22 protein-coding genes, 8 other RNA genes and 1 other annotated feature are annotated in these 14,327 nt (G+C 63.6%); of the genes, 12 read left to right on the forward strand and 18 right to left on the reverse strand.

What is annotated here, in order from left to right; all coding sequences use genetic code 11:
* Positions 1 to 3: 3 nt before the first annotated feature.
* From ACFZCP_RS14305 to ACFZCP_RS14390, 18 genes are all read right to left on the reverse strand, one after another.
* An RNA gene (locus ACFZCP_RS14305) (hammerhead ribozyme type II) lies at positions 4 to 66 on the reverse strand.
* An 11-nt stretch (positions 67 to 77) separates the two neighbouring features.
* Positions 78 to 389 carry a hypothetical protein gene (locus tag ACFZCP_RS14310; protein ID WP_391427178.1) on the reverse strand — a complete coding sequence of 104 codons (312 nt, stop codon included), beginning with the start codon at positions 387 to 389 and terminating at the stop codon, positions 78 to 80.
* 26 nt (positions 390 to 415) lie between these two features.
* An RNA gene (locus ACFZCP_RS14315) (hammerhead ribozyme type II) lies at positions 416 to 478 on the reverse strand.
* Between the two features lie 67 nt (positions 479 to 545).
* Positions 546 to 1,142 carry a hypothetical protein gene (locus tag ACFZCP_RS14320; RefSeq protein WP_391427180.1) on the reverse strand — a complete coding sequence of 199 codons (597 nt, stop codon included), beginning with the start codon at positions 1,140 to 1,142 and terminating at the stop codon, positions 546 to 548.
* A gap of 28 nt (positions 1,143 to 1,170) precedes the next feature.
* Positions 1,171 to 1,233: hammerhead ribozyme type II (locus tag ACFZCP_RS14325), an RNA gene on the reverse strand.
* Between the two features lie 61 nt (positions 1,234 to 1,294).
* Positions 1,295 to 1,636: a hypothetical protein gene (locus ACFZCP_RS14330; RefSeq protein ID WP_391427182.1), complete on the reverse strand. Its 342-nt coding sequence runs from the start codon at positions 1,634 to 1,636 to the stop codon at positions 1,295 to 1,297.
* A 21-nt stretch (positions 1,637 to 1,657) separates the two neighbouring features.
* An RNA gene (locus ACFZCP_RS14335) (hammerhead ribozyme type II) lies at positions 1,658 to 1,723 on the reverse strand.
* Positions 1,724 to 1,730: 7 nt separating this feature from the next.
* Positions 1,731 to 2,024 (reverse strand): hypothetical protein, encoded by a 294-nt coding sequence (locus ACFZCP_RS14340; protein ID WP_391427184.1) that lies wholly within the window; start codon positions 2,022 to 2,024, stop codon positions 1,731 to 1,733.
* A 25-nt stretch (positions 2,025 to 2,049) separates the two neighbouring features.
* Positions 2,050 to 2,115, reverse strand: an RNA gene (locus ACFZCP_RS14345) — hammerhead ribozyme type II.
* Between the two features lie 7 nt (positions 2,116 to 2,122).
* Positions 2,123 to 2,683: an antirestriction protein ArdA gene (locus ACFZCP_RS14350; protein WP_391427186.1), complete on the reverse strand. Its 561-nt coding sequence runs from the start codon at positions 2,681 to 2,683 to the stop codon at positions 2,123 to 2,125.
* A gap of 29 nt (positions 2,684 to 2,712) precedes the next feature.
* An RNA gene (locus ACFZCP_RS14355) (hammerhead ribozyme type II) lies at positions 2,713 to 2,779 on the reverse strand.
* A gap of 9 nt (positions 2,780 to 2,788) precedes the next feature.
* Positions 2,789 to 3,499 (reverse strand): hypothetical protein, encoded by a 711-nt coding sequence (locus ACFZCP_RS14360; protein WP_391427188.1) that lies wholly within the window; start codon positions 3,497 to 3,499, stop codon positions 2,789 to 2,791.
* Between the two features lie 27 nt (positions 3,500 to 3,526).
* Positions 3,527 to 3,589: hammerhead ribozyme type II (locus ACFZCP_RS14365), an RNA gene on the reverse strand.
* Positions 3,590 to 3,597: 8 nt separating this feature from the next.
* Entirely contained in the window at positions 3,598 to 4,089 is a 492-nt protein-coding gene (locus ACFZCP_RS14370; RefSeq protein WP_391427190.1) for a hypothetical protein, read from the reverse strand.
* A gap of 25 nt (positions 4,090 to 4,114) precedes the next feature.
* Positions 4,115 to 4,181, reverse strand: an RNA gene (locus ACFZCP_RS14375) — hammerhead ribozyme type II.
* A gap of 70 nt (positions 4,182 to 4,251) precedes the next feature.
* Positions 4,252 to 4,488 carry a hypothetical protein gene (locus ACFZCP_RS14380; protein WP_391427192.1) on the reverse strand — a complete coding sequence of 79 codons (237 nt, stop codon included), beginning with the start codon at positions 4,486 to 4,488 and terminating at the stop codon, positions 4,252 to 4,254.
* A 118-nt stretch (positions 4,489 to 4,606) separates the two neighbouring features.
* Positions 4,607 to 4,921 (reverse strand): hypothetical protein, encoded by a 315-nt coding sequence (locus tag ACFZCP_RS14385; RefSeq protein ID WP_391427194.1) that lies wholly within the window; start codon positions 4,919 to 4,921, stop codon positions 4,607 to 4,609.
* 147 nt (positions 4,922 to 5,068) lie between these two features.
* Positions 5,069 to 5,326, reverse strand: coding sequence for a hypothetical protein (locus tag ACFZCP_RS14390; RefSeq protein ID WP_391427196.1), 258 nt, complete (start codon positions 5,324 to 5,326; stop codon positions 5,069 to 5,071).
* Between the two features lie 173 nt (positions 5,327 to 5,499).
* Positions 5,500 to 5,656 (reverse strand) — a sequence feature (16S ribosomal RNA rRNA prediction is too short).
* A 2,137-nt stretch (positions 5,657 to 7,793) separates the two neighbouring features.
* Here ACFZCP_RS14390 and ACFZCP_RS14395 point away from each other — a divergent pair.
* The 12 genes from ACFZCP_RS14395 to ACFZCP_RS14450 all read left to right on the forward strand — a co-directional run bounded on the left by ACFZCP_RS14395 (position 7,794) and on the right by ACFZCP_RS14450 (position 14,216).
* Complete coding sequence (locus ACFZCP_RS14395) at positions 7,794 to 8,222, forward strand: hypothetical protein (RefSeq protein ID WP_391427198.1); 429 nt, start codon at positions 7,794 to 7,796, stop codon at positions 8,220 to 8,222.
* Positions 8,219 to 8,734 (forward strand): hypothetical protein, encoded by a 516-nt coding sequence (locus ACFZCP_RS14400; RefSeq protein WP_391427200.1) that lies wholly within the window; start codon positions 8,219 to 8,221, stop codon positions 8,732 to 8,734. Before ACFZCP_RS14395 ends, ACFZCP_RS14400 begins: the two co-directional genes overlap by 4 nt.
* 429 nt (positions 8,735 to 9,163) lie before the next feature.
* Positions 9,164 to 9,403 (forward strand): hypothetical protein, encoded by a 240-nt coding sequence (locus tag ACFZCP_RS14405; protein ID WP_391427202.1) that lies wholly within the window; start codon positions 9,164 to 9,166, stop codon positions 9,401 to 9,403.
* A 179-nt stretch (positions 9,404 to 9,582) separates the two neighbouring features.
* The gene (locus ACFZCP_RS14410) at positions 9,583 to 10,233 is read left to right on the forward strand and encodes a hypothetical protein (protein ID WP_391427204.1); all 651 of its coding nucleotides are present in this window, start codon (positions 9,583 to 9,585) and stop codon (positions 10,231 to 10,233) included.
* Positions 10,234 to 10,356: 123 nt separating this feature from the next.
* Positions 10,357 to 10,629, forward strand: a complete 273-nt coding sequence (locus ACFZCP_RS14415; protein WP_391427206.1) for a hypothetical protein — start codon at positions 10,357 to 10,359, stop codon at positions 10,627 to 10,629.
* Between the two features lie 163 nt (positions 10,630 to 10,792).
* Entirely contained in the window at positions 10,793 to 11,788 is a 996-nt protein-coding gene (locus ACFZCP_RS14420) for a tyrosine-type recombinase/integrase (protein ID WP_391427208.1), read from the forward strand.
* Between the two features lie 18 nt (positions 11,789 to 11,806).
* Complete coding sequence (locus tag ACFZCP_RS14425; RefSeq protein ID WP_391427210.1) at positions 11,807 to 12,253, forward strand: hypothetical protein; 447 nt, start codon at positions 11,807 to 11,809, stop codon at positions 12,251 to 12,253.
* Positions 12,250 to 13,026 carry an exonuclease domain-containing protein gene (locus tag ACFZCP_RS14430; protein ID WP_391427212.1) on the forward strand — a complete coding sequence of 259 codons (777 nt, stop codon included), beginning with the start codon at positions 12,250 to 12,252 and terminating at the stop codon, positions 13,024 to 13,026. Before ACFZCP_RS14425 ends, ACFZCP_RS14430 begins: the two co-directional genes overlap by 4 nt.
* Complete coding sequence (locus tag ACFZCP_RS14435; RefSeq protein ID WP_391427214.1) at positions 13,016 to 13,483, forward strand: MazG nucleotide pyrophosphohydrolase domain-containing protein; 468 nt, start codon at positions 13,016 to 13,018, stop codon at positions 13,481 to 13,483. Before ACFZCP_RS14430 ends, ACFZCP_RS14435 begins: the two co-directional genes overlap by 11 nt.
* A 63-nt stretch (positions 13,484 to 13,546) precedes the next feature.
* Positions 13,547 to 13,852 carry a hypothetical protein gene (locus ACFZCP_RS14440; protein ID WP_383539718.1) on the forward strand — a complete coding sequence of 102 codons (306 nt, stop codon included), beginning with the start codon at positions 13,547 to 13,549 and terminating at the stop codon, positions 13,850 to 13,852.
* A gap of 11 nt (positions 13,853 to 13,863) precedes the next feature.
* Positions 13,864 to 14,052, forward strand: a complete 189-nt coding sequence (locus tag ACFZCP_RS14445) for a hypothetical protein (RefSeq protein WP_391427217.1) — start codon at positions 13,864 to 13,866, stop codon at positions 14,050 to 14,052.
* A complete protein-coding gene (locus tag ACFZCP_RS14450) occupies positions 14,049 to 14,216 on the forward strand; it encodes a hypothetical protein (protein ID WP_391427219.1) in 168 nt (55 codons plus the stop codon). Before ACFZCP_RS14445 ends, ACFZCP_RS14450 begins: the two co-directional genes overlap by 4 nt.
* Positions 14,217 to 14,327: the final 111 nt, after the last annotated feature.

Consider the following 14,327-nt stretch of genomic DNA (forward strand, 5'->3'; position numbering starts at 1 on the left):
CCTCAGCGGCTGCCGTCGTCAGGCCACGGGCACCACCCCGTGACGACCCCCGCAGGGGTTTCGGCGATTGATTTGGGCTAGTTGGGTTGCTCGATCTGCCCCAGACCCCTCATGAGGGCACGGATCCGCTTGGCGGCCTTCTTGGGACCGATGCCCGGACCCCACCCACCTTGCGGGTTGCCGCCTGCCTTCTCGTGCTCGATCCCGTAGTAGTAGCCGTACTCCGGACCGTCGGGGCGGGACGCGCAGATCCGCCAGTCGTTGTTGAGGTGGACGTTCACGACCCAGCAGCCACCGCCCGTGTAGGAGATGTTGCTGTCGATGCCGAGCGCTTTCAGCGCTGCCTGCAACCGTTCCGTGCCGTCCTCATCCTTCTTGGACTTGGCCATCTGTTCTCTCCTCTCGAAGCTGACTTCAGCGGCTGCCTTCATCAGGCCCACGGCACCACCCGTGGACGACGCCTCCCGGCGTTTCGGCAATAGGGCATGACGGACCCGCCGGCCGGCGCGCATGGCAAGCCGGCGAGTCCTCTGCGTCTCTGTGTGTCAGGCTCCCTGGTGCGTGTCGATGCCACCGGAAGTGCACGCGGGGCACTTGCACGCCTGCGCGTTGTGCAGTTCGCGCGGGAAGTAGGCACCCTCGCGGCGCCACGGACCGGAGTCGTCAAGGAAACGCAGGACGACCATCTCGTCGCCGAACGTCTCCTTCACCTCCGCACGGGCGGTGAACGGGGAACGCTTGGGACGGAAAGATCCCGGACCGGACGGCTCGTGGTAGTACGGCCGGACGGCCACCACACGACCGACCAGCGACTCGCGCGCCTCGTCGGCGTGGGTCACCGGAATGAGGTCCTGCGCCTCCAGGGCGATGCCCTCGGCGACCTCTCGGAGGTGCTCGTCGCGGAGCGACTCCACGGACTCGTACCTACCGAAGTGCCAGCCCTCGATGACGATCCCCCACAGCGCGGCCTCATATCGAAGCTCGCCGTGGACCACGGCCACCATGCCGCAGACGGTCCACGCCCCGGACTCCAGCTTTTCGCGGCACTCGTTGATGAGCGCGTCGGAGTCGCTGAAGTTGTCCAGGTCGAAGTCGTCGTCCTCGACGATCGCGAAGCTGACCACAGTCGAAGCAGTCTGCATAGCTCTCTCCTCTCAACGCTGACTCAGCGATTGGCTGCCTTCGTCAGGCCGTGGGCACCACCCCACGACGACCCCCGAGGGGGTTTCGGCAAAAGGGCACGGCAGAGCTGCCGGCAAAGGGCACACCTCGCCGGCGAGTCCGCTACCGCGGTTCAGAACATGTCGGCGTCCGCATAGGACATCAGGATCAGTTCGCCCATGTCCCAGACGAACGAGAACCCCTCCGGAGCGTGGTCCTGGAGGTACTCCGTCGCCTTGTCGGACAGTTCGCCCTGACCGTGAATCGCGTCCCAGTGCTCTTCTTTCTCGGCGAACGAGAACGAAGAGCCGGACTCCCTGTACGCGTCCATCGCATCCCGATACTCCTCGGGCACGACGAACCCGTACTCCTCGGCCCGGAGGACGACACGGTAGGCGTTGTGCCAACCCATGTGCCCATCGAGCCAAGTTCCGGCCATGTCCGGAGTGATCTCCGGAGCCATGACATCGCTCATTGCTCTCTCCTCTCAGACCGACAATGGCTGCCATCGTCAGGCCCACGGCACCACCCGTGGACGACCTCCTTTCAGGAGGTTTCGGCATGTTGGATCAGGCGTTGATGGGCACGGCGTCGCGCTCGGGCTCGAAGTGACCCATGGCCTTCTCGATCAGGAAGTCGACGTCGACCCCGGCGGAGTGCACGAGGTGCAGGAAGTCCGCCAGGAAGTCGGTCAGAACCTCGTACGCACCATCCATCGGCTCCACGTTGCGCAGGTCGGACTCCGTGAGGTCGGTGGCCATGTGGCGCTTGCCGTACTCACGGACCGCCGAGAAGAGACGACGTCCCTTCTCGGCAGACTTCGACCCCGTGTAGATCCCGTCGGACGCGATGTACTCGCCCATGTGCTCTCTCCTCTCAAATAACCGACAATGGCTGCCATCGTCAGGCCCCGGAAACCACTCCGGGACGACCTCCTTTCTGGAGGTTTCGGCATGTTGGATCAGGCGTGACAGTCGAGGATGTGGTAAGTTCCCCCACCCTCGTACTTCACGTAGTAGTCCCCACCCATCAGGTAGTCGTGCGCCATGGACTCGGCGACGGCCTGTGTGTGGCTCTTGAACCTCTCCGGGAGTTCGGACTCGATCTCGTCGTAGAGGTACTCGGCGAGCGCCTTCGTGTCGTCACCCCAGCAGTCCTTGATGGTCGCGATGAAACCCTCCTGGATCTTGGGAAGAACCTCTTCCGGCTCCAGGTGGGAGTTCTCCGTGAAGTAGTGCGCGACCACGACGGAGGGGTACTCGTCCAACGCATTCGCGATGGCCGTGATCTTCTTCAACGACTCGTACTCGCCGAGGTTGAACTCCCCGAACCCGTCGTAGTCGTGAATGGCGTACTCCTCCGCCACGTCGCCGTACTGACGGGCCACAGGGGACGCCTTCAGCATCTCGGCGATCTCTTCGTGGATGGTGTCGACATCCTGATCGGCGTCTATCCAGCGTCCGTGGAGAATGCCGTTGTTGTAGTCGGACAGACTCGCCACGTAGATACGCAGGTCAGACATAAGCTCTCTCCTCTCGACACTGAATCAGACATTGGCTGCCATCATCAGGCCCCAAGCACCACCTTGGGACGACCTCCTTTCAAGGAGGTTTCGGCATAAGGGAATTCAGAACTGTGCGGCTTCGACACGCAGGTCGGTACCGCACTTGGGGCAGACGGGGTTGGCGACCAGGTCGTCGAACGACACCTCCGTGCCGTCGTCGATCTCCTCGCCGCTCTGGTCGATGCGCTTGACGCGCTGGCCGCCGGACTCGATGTCGAACACGACGTCGTCACACGAGGTGCAGAACACCGTGGCCTTGTCGTCGTCCAGCAGGTAGCCAGCGTCGTGACAGGACACGTGGAACACCATCGGACGCGTACGCGCTCGGTATCCCGTGCACTGCTGCCACAGGGCGACGTACGTCTCGTCCTCGTACCGGAAGAACTGGCCCTTGACGCCGTTCGGCATGAACGACTCATAGCCGTCCGTGTCGATGCCGGAGACGTAGGGGGATCCGAAGTACTCGTCCGTAATGGACTTTGCCCAGACTTCCAACGATTCTCCGTCCGCAGAGGACGGGTCACCGTAGACCGGAAAGTTCTGGCGGCTGTCCATGATCCACTGGACGAACCTCTCGTCCAACTCCCGGTGGTAGTCCACGCGCTTGGCGTAGAACTTCACACCGTCGATGACGATCGTGTCGTTGCCCTTGTCGAAGCGCGCGTCGACATGCGGCTCCGTAGCCGGCGGGGCCATGAACAGTTCGCTCAGGGCCTCCTCCGTGGAGTCATGCAGGAAGTCGGACGCAACCATTTCGAGGGTCTGCGTAGACATAGCTCTCTCCTCTCAAGCTGACTCAGCGATTGGCTGCCGTCGTCAGGCCCCAGGCACCACCCTGGGACGACGCCTCCCGGCGTTTCGGCAATTGGAATTCAGGCTGCACGCGCATAGCGCCGCTTCCACGCCCGCCGGATGACGGTATGGATGTGCTCCTCCTCCTCTTCGGAAAACCCGTAGAGGTGAGCGGACGGCTCGACACGCATTCCGTGCAGGTTCCACGAAACGTACGATCCGTCGCAGTGGTAGAACCAGTCCGCACCCTCGTCGTAGGCGCAATCCGCATCGCGGATCGCATCTATGGCGAGCTTCACCGGATTGTCTTCCGGTTCCGATGCCCAGGAGGGGGTGCAGTCCTCAACCTCGTACGTGTACTGAGGTCCCGGACCGAACTTCCCGTCGGGCAGAATGGACTGCCCGAGATCACCGTCATGGACCATGTCCTCATTGAAGTACGTCCGGTAGACCAAGACGAACTTGCAAGGAGTGCCATCCTTTTTGGTGTGCTCGGATCCACGCACGTTGCGACGCCCGCAGTTCTCGCAGGACTTACGCGCCGGAGCCTTCCGGCGGTACGTGATTTCCATAGCTCTCTCCTCTCAGAACCGACTCCGGCGGCTGCCATCATCAGGCCCCGGACACCACTCCGGGACGACTCCCGCAATTGGGAGTTTCGGCATTCAAATTCGGGCACGGGAAGGCAGGCCGGCATGAGGGCATACCCCAGCCGGCTTGCCTAGCCCGATTGTTTAGACCGCCTTACCCATCATGATGTCGTTCCACTTGGTCCGGCGCGTCGTTGCCGACTTCCAGATCTGAGAGGAGCGCGTGACACCGTCCGTGGTACGCGTGATCCAGAAAACCTCACCGTCGGGATTCGTGGCGGAGTGCTGCCGATAGATGGAGCCACCCAGCACGAATCGCTTGTCCTCCCCGGCAAGGAAAGCCGGGGACGTGACCATGACGGTCGTGAATTCCTCTTGCATTGCTCTCTACCTCTCAAGAAAGACAGGGCACCACCCCTGCCTCGCAGCACTGCTGCGACCCCGCACAGAGTGCGGACGCTCCCGGCCTAACGCCTATTTAGAGTCGCCGGGACGACTATCAGCCGTGATCCATGAAGAGCACACCGTAGGGCGTCTCTATGAATTCGGACATGCAGCCGTGATGGATGTCATCCAGCACAGCGGACCAGTTCGTCTGCCCGTTGTCCCCGACATTCTTGGGGTCCACGGACAGTTCTCCACTCCGGGCCGCATCCATGACCGCATCTATCTGGGTCTGACCGATGCCCCGATAGCGCTCCTCGTTTCCGAGGAACCACGAGAGATCGTCGTCCCAGTTGTACGGATCCTTCTCCACGGCTTTCTTGGCCGCCCACATCAGCGCGGAACGCTTGGACAGCACCATTTCAGCCATAGCTCTCTCCTCTCGAATGGCAGGACACCACTCCTGCGACCCCGACCCAATGGGTCGGACGCTCCCGGCCTAACGCCTATTTAGAGTCGCCGGGACGACTGATTTTGGGCATGGCAAGGCAAGCCGGCGAAGCGCATACTCCTCCGACTAGAACTTGATGGGTTCGAACTCGATCGGATCCGCGTACAGCTTGGTTTCGGGGTCCAGAACGGAAACTCTCACCTTGTCCACGCCCTTACGGTCCACGATGTGACGGGCATGACGGGCGGCATCCTCCGCAGACGCACCCGTGTGCATCTGGAAGGAAAAACCGCCCATGCTCAGCCACTCATTCCACGTATTGTTCGGGTCGAGCTTGACGTCGACCAGCACGTAGAACGGAGGGATAACCGTATTCTTGGGCATAGCTCTCGCCTCTCATGTGCGACCAACGGATACCAAGCCGTTGGCTCTCGGCTACAGCAGGGGATTCGGCTAATGAGACCTAGCACCCTGCTGCGCCGTAGTGCATGAGATTGTCCGTCGGTAAACGGACCAAACAGAGAGGGTAGGGGGCGCCTATTGCATAGGCGTAGTGTGGCCGGGACGCCCTCTCGGGCCCGGTACCCGTCGTCGCCTTGGTGAGCCGTTACCTCACCAACAAGCTGATAGGCCGTGCGCGCACCTCACTTGCGGGATCGGACATGCCGACCACTTACGCAGGGTTTTGGACTGCTGCTACGCACGTATTACTCCCACACATTGACGCCATAGGCGCCCCAGATCGCACCCGGATAAATCCGGGGCGATTGAGAGAGAGTGACGCTACGGGTAACGGTGGCGGTACCTCTGTGTTAGCTCTAGCCACCACGTATCCACTGACTGTCTGTCCCCAGTTCTGACAAAGCAACCGGACGTCCAGCCACGCGCAATATGGTCCACCCCTCTAAGGGTTCGGCGACAGTAGGCATACATCACCCCTGTGGCTTGCGCGCCCTATCGACTCGTTGGCCGATAGTGGGGAGTCCTCACTCCCCTTGCAGAAACGTCGTTACCGTTCCCGTGCGTCTTTATCCACTGTTGAGTTCTCAAGTAACGGCCGCTGCCTTTCTACTGACCCCGTAGGGCTTTCGTCCGGGCGGTTTTGCTGTCTTCCCTCGCCCCCCCGTTTCCGGTGGCCGCTTGTTCCGACACAGAGAACATTAGGGGGTGCCAGACGTCTGGCACTACCCCCTAGCGCCATTTGGTTGGCATGCAAGCCTCGCCAGGTACTTTGCACCCCATCTGACCTGCACTTTTATGGCTAATGTGACGTGGCTCACATTCCCTCGAATGCCCTTCGGCCACTGACCGGCTTGACCGGCGATGACCGGCTATATCCGTTTTGTTCCGCGAGGGGTCGCCGGCGACCTCCGCATGACCTTATGTGTGCATACCTAACTGAATGTCCGTTTCTTGCGCTGCTCGTCGGCAACGCTCGGCATGCCGCCGCATGCTCCGCAGCAGCTGCTAGCCACCCTGAAAATCGGGGGGTGAGGGGCGGTCGGCATGCTCCCTACGGCATGCACCACGTAGGGCATAGGCACGGCTCACGCTGCCTCGCTACGGCTCACGCTGCCTCGCATGCTCGGTACGCCTCACAGCGGCTCACAGCGGCGCCTAGCGGCTCACGTCCGGCACGCTGCCTAGCGGCGCCTGTAGCGGCTCACGCTGCCTCGCTACGGCTCATGCTCCGCCACATGCTCACGCTGCCTCACAGCGGCGCCTAGCGGCTCACAGCGGCGCCTGTAGGGAATTCCGGGGGAAGGGGAAGGGTTCGGCACTCTCCCCACACTCCCCATACACACAGTGAGGCAGTGACTACGTTGTGCCATGCTGCGCCGTGCGCACGCTCGGTAGCCAAGAAAGGTACTTTCGCTACTTTCTGCTATGCCGGCTCTCTGTAACTGCTGACATAGGTAAGCCTAAGTAGCTGACGCCTCATTGGTATAGTGCGCACGGTGACCGGCTCTAAGCCTGCGACCTGCACATATACACGTTGAGTAACTCTTTGCGTATCTGACGGTCCGTTTGTCAGGGGGTGGCCCCACAACCCCGCAACCCTGGGTTGACAGTACCCGTTCACGGTGCGTGACTATCGACTTTATGCAGAAAAAGGTGCTGCAAAAGGGTTGACGTGCGACCTGGCGACACTTTCTCAGATGGCCCGGCGAGGTTTTCCCAGTTGAGGGCGTACCCAAATGGGAATTTGGGAGTAACCCTTTTCGGGCAAGCGTCGACCTAAGCGACGTAGGGTGCGAAACGGGCACATGCACGTGCATGGAATAGTATGCAGCGCTCGGCATAATATGCATGCGCGTACAAAGGTGCGAAACGGACACCCCCACCCTTAAACGGGCAAAGCCGGCGAGTGCCCCCTGATGAGTCATGTAGCCGCCAGGTCGAGCAAATCTGACAGTAGCCGTGCGTGACTGGGGTGGGTTTCGCGATTTCGTAGACGGAGAGCCACGAAAGTCGTCGAAATGGTCACGCTGAGCATCTTTCTAGCACACGAGCCGGCAGCGCTGTCGAGTCGGGCTGCACTGAGCGTCACTATGGCGTCCGTCACACGATCGAGCGACGATGGGCGAAGGAGCTGCAAACCGCGGCTGGCCTGTGACAGATTCGGAAGCGTCTCCGTTCGCGATACGGAGACGGCCGTCCTAACGGTCAGCTTGTGTATCCGTGGTTCAGCTACAGGCTGTGCGGCCTGCCAGCCGTCAGCAGCGAGGGCCCCGCTTGGGAGGTAGCCAGGTGGGGCTTTCGTGTGTCTGGTGACGGTTCGGTCACGGTTGGCCTGGGCGAGTAAGTCCTGTGGAGGCGTAGCCGGCGCTCCTGGCCGTACGTTCCGCGCATGAGCGATGAGTTGCAGAGAGAGCAGGATCGAGCGCTGGTCGAACTGGCCGCGGAGAAGCTGCTGAAGACATCGAGCGCGGCGGTCCAAGAGCAGGGCCGGCGGCGGTACGTCCAGTCGCAGACGCGGGGGAGTGGTACCCCGGTGGTGGTCGACGACGTCGAGCGGCCGAGCTGCGTGATCGAGGTGTTCGCGCCGCGATACGAGTTCGTCCTGGAGCACCTGGCGCTGGTTGGTTCGCCGGGGGTCGGGTGGTCGATGGCTGTGTGGCTCGGGACTGTCGTGCGGCGTTGGGACGAGGCCAGTCGGGAGGAGCGGCATTCGGCGGTCGAGGTGGCGGCGGAGCTGCTGAAGTACCAGAAGCGGGACCTGGGCTTCGGCCGGCACCAGTGGATACCGATCCGGGCAGCCGCGGGCGAGGCTGCGTGAGCACCTGGCCGTCGAGCTGGGCGTGCGATGCGTCGGTCGGCTATGAGAGCGGTGGAGCCGCGGGTGCCTCGGTGCGCTGCGACCGCTCTGGCCGGCCGATGGGGCATGTGGTCGTCGTTCGATTCGAGCGGGACGTGGCCGGCAGTCCTTACTACGAGGTGGCCAACGTGCTCGCGACGGCGATGAGGGCCTTTTGTGCTGGCGCGCAGGCGCCTCTTATCTATGGAGACCTCGACGGTGTCGGTCGGGGGCTGAGGACGCTGCGGTCGTGGGGGCCAGCGGGCTACCCGGATCGTGTGCCGATGGAGCTGCGCCGGCTGCTGGAGGTGCTCGGCCCGGCGGTGGAGCGCATTCAGTACGAGCGTGTGCCGCGCAATAGCACGGAAGCGATGGCTCTGGTGGATCGTTCGGCGAGGTCGGCGATGCGTGGCCGAAACGTGCGGGGTGACGTCTGTGAGACCTCGTGCGCTGTGGTGGTGGAGAGCTACGAACGGCTCGTCCTGAAGCGTTAAGGGAGTACTAGATTCCGTGGTCTAGACCGGCGTGATGGTTCTGTGAATGCACAGGTCAGGTGTCCCGTACTGGTCGGTCGGTGAGCGTTAAGAGAGGGTTAACGGGCGCCTACCGGCGCCCGTTCATGTGAGCCTCGTCACTACAACCTCTGGGTCACCCGTGCGTCCCCGTGATCACTTTCTGGTGGCTGAATCGACACTGTCAGTGGCATATGCCCATGTCAGGCCGCTGTTACCTGTGGTTGCACCCCCTTACGTAACGAACATGGGGCGCTTTCGCGCCTGACGGACAACTAGAGGCACAACATGGTCAACAAGTAGTGCCGGTGATAGATGTGGAGCCCGCCATTCGGGAGGCCGACCGGAGGGGCAGGGGAGCATCGTTCACACGGGCGTGTCAGACGTCCGTATCGCTGGGGAGTGTGCGGCATGAGTGTGGTCGTCGGGGTGGAGGACTCGGGTGCGATTCCGGTCCTGACGGATGCCCAGCTGGGCCGGCTGGGGCCGTTTGTGCCTGCTGACGAGGACGTTCCCCATGAAGGAGCGCTTCCGAATCTGTATGGCCTGGAGGCTGACGCGGTGATCGAGGAAGCCATTGAGGCTGGTGGACTGCGGTGGTCGATCAACCTCCTGACGGGGGAGACGGTACTGAGCGTTCGAACCGAATAATCGAACGCCTGAATGGTTTGTGACCCAACTGGCTCTAGGTTGTGGAACAAGTAGGCGCACAAGTTGACCAACTCGTGGTTTATAGTTGCGGGCGTCGCTGCATGTAGTGAGGTCCGCCCAGAGCGGGTCAGCTTGAAAAATGCGCCGCTGGGCATCTCGCGGCACGGAAGGAGTACGCCATGGCGGAGACGCCAGGAGCGGCAAGGCATTGCAACCGGCTCGAAGGCCATGACGACACTGGTCGCGAGATCATCTGCGGCAAGCCGATCCCCGGTGCGCCGACGTACGTGATGATCAACGGCTCGCGGGCGATGAACCTGCTGCTGTGCCCGGAGCACAAGGCTGAGTGGTACGAGCTGAACGCTCCGTGGTTCTCCCGCGCCGAGGCCGCGAAGGTCGCGCTCTACAAGCTGTTCGAGGACCACCAGGGGAACCTGTTCACCACGTCCGAGATCCGCGACTATCTGCGGGCCATCTTGCAGAAGCGGGACGAGCTGCTGAAGAGCCCGCAGGAGCGCGAGCTGATCGAGACGCTCCAGGACAAGGGGAAGCTGAGCTTCGCTGTCGAGGACCTGTTCAAGGAGGTTCGCCGGCGCGAGTCCGCGCTCGAAGGTGACGACTGGGAGGAAGTCACTCCCTCCAAGGTGCGTGAGTACCTTAATACCGCGTTCGAGAACAAGGACCCGCGGCTGTCTCCGCAGGACATGCGTTTGATCGTGATGATGCCGGACACGGGTATGCCGGCGCAGCCGCTCATGGAGCTGTATGCGCGACTGCGTCGTGCGGACCTTGGGCTGGACGAGAACGAGGGATCGGCGGTACGGCGGTGAACTTATTACGGCGCCGCTCGGGCGGCCGTCCGAATCGGGGGAGGACCTAACTCAACAGGGGCCGAGGCGCTCGGGAGACCGAGGCCAGGCCCCTTTGCTGTATCGCTGACAGGAGATGTTCGGATGGGCGACTTCGAGGACCGTACCTCCGCGTTCGACAGGGTGATTCACCACGGCGCGGACTCCTGGCATCGGCTGGAGCGCACGGAGACTGCGGCGCGCAGGGAGCGCTCGGCGCGGAATCGTTCAGCCTCGCTGCGCCGGAACTCGCGTAACGGCCGTACTCAGACCACGGTGAAGGTGTGGCCGGAGGTTCTGAAAGTGGCCCTGGCGCAGGCCGGCGGGGATGCCAGCCGGCTGAGGATCGTCAGCGACACCGAGGTCTGGGTCATGTGAGCAACAACTTGAACAACAACTTGTGCCACAAGTTGTTCTTCTAGTAGGCTCGGAGAGTCACCAAGCAGCGTTGGGCAACGCGAAGCGGTGACATTCCGGGCCTTCTTGCTTGGCGGGCACCAAGCGCCGAGGGCCTTCCCAACTGGACGGTAGGAAGGCGGACATGGGCGCTCAGCTCGCTCTCGTAGAGAACGGTCGTATACAGCCGATCGCCGTGGCCGGCGCTTTCCTCCTGACCAAGAACGGGCGCACCCGCGAGGAGTACAGGCGCGACCTGCGCCACTACCTCACCTGGTGCTCCGAATACGGCCTGGACCCGTTCAACCAGAAGCGCGCCCAGATGGACGCCTTCAAGAACTGGCTCCTCGACCACTACGGCAACGGCTCGGTGAACCGTCACCTGTCCGTGGTGTCGGGGATGTTCAGGTACGCCATGGCCGAGCTGGAGGACGTCGTCTTCCGCAACCCGGCCGCGCTCGTCGACCGCCAGCCCGTCTCCACGATCAGCCAGGCCACCGGTCTGACCTTCGAGGAAGCGGAGCAACTGCTGCGCGGCGCCGAGGCGTACAACCCGCGGTGCTCTGCTCTCGTCCACGTCCTTCTCCTGACTGGCATGCGCGTGAGCGAGCTGGTCAACGCGAGCATCGAGGACCTGGGCGAGGAGCGCGGTCACAAGGTCCTGCGCATCACCCGCAAGGGCGGTCACACCCAGACCATCGTCATCCCGCCGAGCGCATGGGCGGCCCTGGAGAAGTACATCGGCGAGCGCACCAGCGGACCGCTGATCGTCACCTCCACCGGCCGACGCATCACCCGGCAGGGAGTCTGGGACACGATCAAGCGCCTCTGCCGCCGGGCCGGCGTCCGCACGATCCGCACCCACGACCTCCGCCACACCGCCATCACCCTGGCGCTGGAGAGCGGCAAGTCGCTGGAGTCGGTCCAGGACATGGCCGGTCACGCGGACCCGCGCACCACCCGGCGGTACGACCGCGCACGCAACAACCTCGACAACTCCCCGTCCTACGCGCTGGACGAGCAGCTCCGCGCCGTGGCCGCCCGCCGTGAGGCAGAAGCGGTGCTGGACGAGGCCGTCGAGGTCCTGGTCGACGAAGCTCTCCGCGAGGTGCTTGCCGCCGCGGAACTCGTCGCCGCCTGATCCGTGAGAGGAGAAAGCATGCCCGAGGTTTCACCGGACACGGTCCGGCTCTTCCGGGAGGACTACCCGTCGAGCGGGTCGTGCCCGGCCAAGGCCATCGACGACCCGTCCCAGCACCACGTCTGGGAGCGGACTCAGTACGGCAACGTCTCGTGCGCCGACTGCTTCGTCCCGCACCCGGATGAGCCGCTGGAGCGGCTCAGCCAGTCGGACCTGGACTTCCTTCAGAGCGTCTGTGACGCCACCGGGCCCCTGTACGGCGGGCGGTTCAACGCCGCACGCGGGATGCAGGAGTTCCACGGCATCGAGCTGTTCGACGATGAGGAGGGGGAGGACCTCACCTTCTACCTCGTCGCCCGCAACGCCATGCCCGCGCTCATTCACGCGTACCGCTGCCTGCTGGCGGAGACGCAGGAACGTTCTGGCGAGGTCATCAACGTCGTTCCCCTGCGGGAGGCGGCGTGATCCAGATCCCGGACACCTTCATAGGGTTCGACCTGGAGACCACTGGAGTCGACGTAGAGACGGACCGCATCGTCACGGGAGCATGGGTCGAGGTCCTGCACGGCTCCCTGCGCCGCTCGCGGAAGTGGCTTGTCGACCCCGGCATCCCGATCCCCGCCGAGGCCACGCGCGTCCACAAGATCACGACGGAGATGGCCCAGGCGGAGGGCATGAACCCCATCCGGGCGACCGCCCAACTCGCCGGCCGTATCTGGTCCGCGCTGAGCGAAGGCACCCCGCTGGTCATCATGAACGCCCCGTACGATCTGACGCTCCTCGACCGCGAATGCCGGCGCCACGACGTCACGCCCATCACCGAGATGATCGCCTCCGCCAAGGACGCCGTCATCCTCGACCCCTACGTCCTCGACCGCCGCATCGACCCTTTCCGCCCCGGCAAGCGGCAGTTGGAAGCGCTCGCCGGCTACTACGGCGTGACGCTGAACGGCGCCCACGAGGCCGGCGCCGACGCCCTGGCCGCGGTACAGGTCACCCAGCAGATCCTGCGTACCGCCGAGGACGAGCGCGCATTCAGCCGCAGCACCTACCACCACGAGGTGCACGGCCGCGACCTCGGCGAGCTGTACCAGCAGCAGAAGCTGTGGTTCGCCGCCCAGTCCGCCGGCTATCAGGACTGGCTGCGCCGCACCAAGAACCCCAACGCCGTCATCAACGGCTCCTGGCCCGTCATCCCCGCCCCCGAGAACGCCCCGAAAGTTGCTCATGTCGCCTAGCACCGCCCCCGTCGACTTCGAAGGCGCCGTCGCCGAGTTCCACCGCGCGTTCGACGTCGACAACCGCATCACCGACCCCGAGAAGCTCCGCGCGCTGTTGGAGGTCCGCACCACACTGATCACCGAGGAGTTCGAGGAGGTGCTCGACGCCGTCGAAAAGGCTCAGGCGGGCGTCGGCAACTCCCGATTTCCAGTGTGGGCGTTCGAGCACCTGGCCAAGGAGTTGGCCGACCTGCTGTACGTCGTCTTCGGCAGCGCGGACCTGCTCGGCATCCCGCTGGGCAAGGCGTTCGCCGAGGTGCACGACAGCAACATGTCGAAGCTCGGCGAGGACGGCAGGCCGATCCTCCGGGAGGACGGAAAGGTCCTGAAGGGCCCGCATTACCGGCCGGCCAATATGACGGATGTCGGAGTCGACATCCTCACGAATTACATCGGACAGCAGATCGCTGGATAACACAATGTGAAGTAAGCCGCATAGCATTGAGGGCGTGAGTCCTTGACGCTGAAGGCGGTTTGAATGCTTCACCACCTGCTCGCAGCAGCGGCCTCAGACGGCGGTGTCAATTTCGACAATCCGCTGATTCTGGGGCCGCTTGCTGCGTTTGTCTTCGCGATCTTCGTCAGCGAAGTCGTCGTCCCCGGAAAGACCTATCGCCGGGAGGTCGACGAGAACGCGAGGCTGAGGGATCTCGTGGAGCATGTGATTCCCCTGGCGGAGTCGATGACGACGACCGCACAGGAGATGGTCTCGGCGACAACCCGCGTCACTGACGTGATGGACCGCGTCGTCAACACACTGGCCGATCCCCGCCGTAACGGCTGAAGGGGGCGACCGTGGCCTTCTGGAACACCAAGCGTCGCCAGCACAACTCGATCGACCTAGCGGACGCCTCAGCACGCATGAAGGACGCAACCAGCGCGTTGCGCATCACCGCCATCAGGGCACGCCACGCCTCCAACGACGCCCGACGCTTCACCGACCGCGTCGAGGCCCAGATCGTGAACAACCAGGGAGCAGCATGACCGCCACCACTACCCGCAAGACCACGAAGGTCGCCGAGGCCGAGCCGCGCCACCACTGCGACAACCACCCCTCGCGCCCGGCGGCCCTGAGCACCACCAGCGGTGGCGCCCACAGCCAGGTCCACCTGTGCAAGGACTGCGCCAGAGCCGCAGGGAGGCTGTGATGCAGGTGTCCACGTGCGTGTGGTGGCAGGGCAAGCATGTGCAGGCCGGCCGCTTCTGCCCGCACCGCCCAGGCGTCGATGTTGACCCCGAGGGCCAGGAGCACCCCGTCG

This window comes from Streptomyces sp. NPDC007971, from assembly GCF_042958635.1.
Classification (GTDB): domain Bacteria; phylum Actinomycetota; class Actinomycetes; order Streptomycetales; family Streptomycetaceae; genus Streptomyces.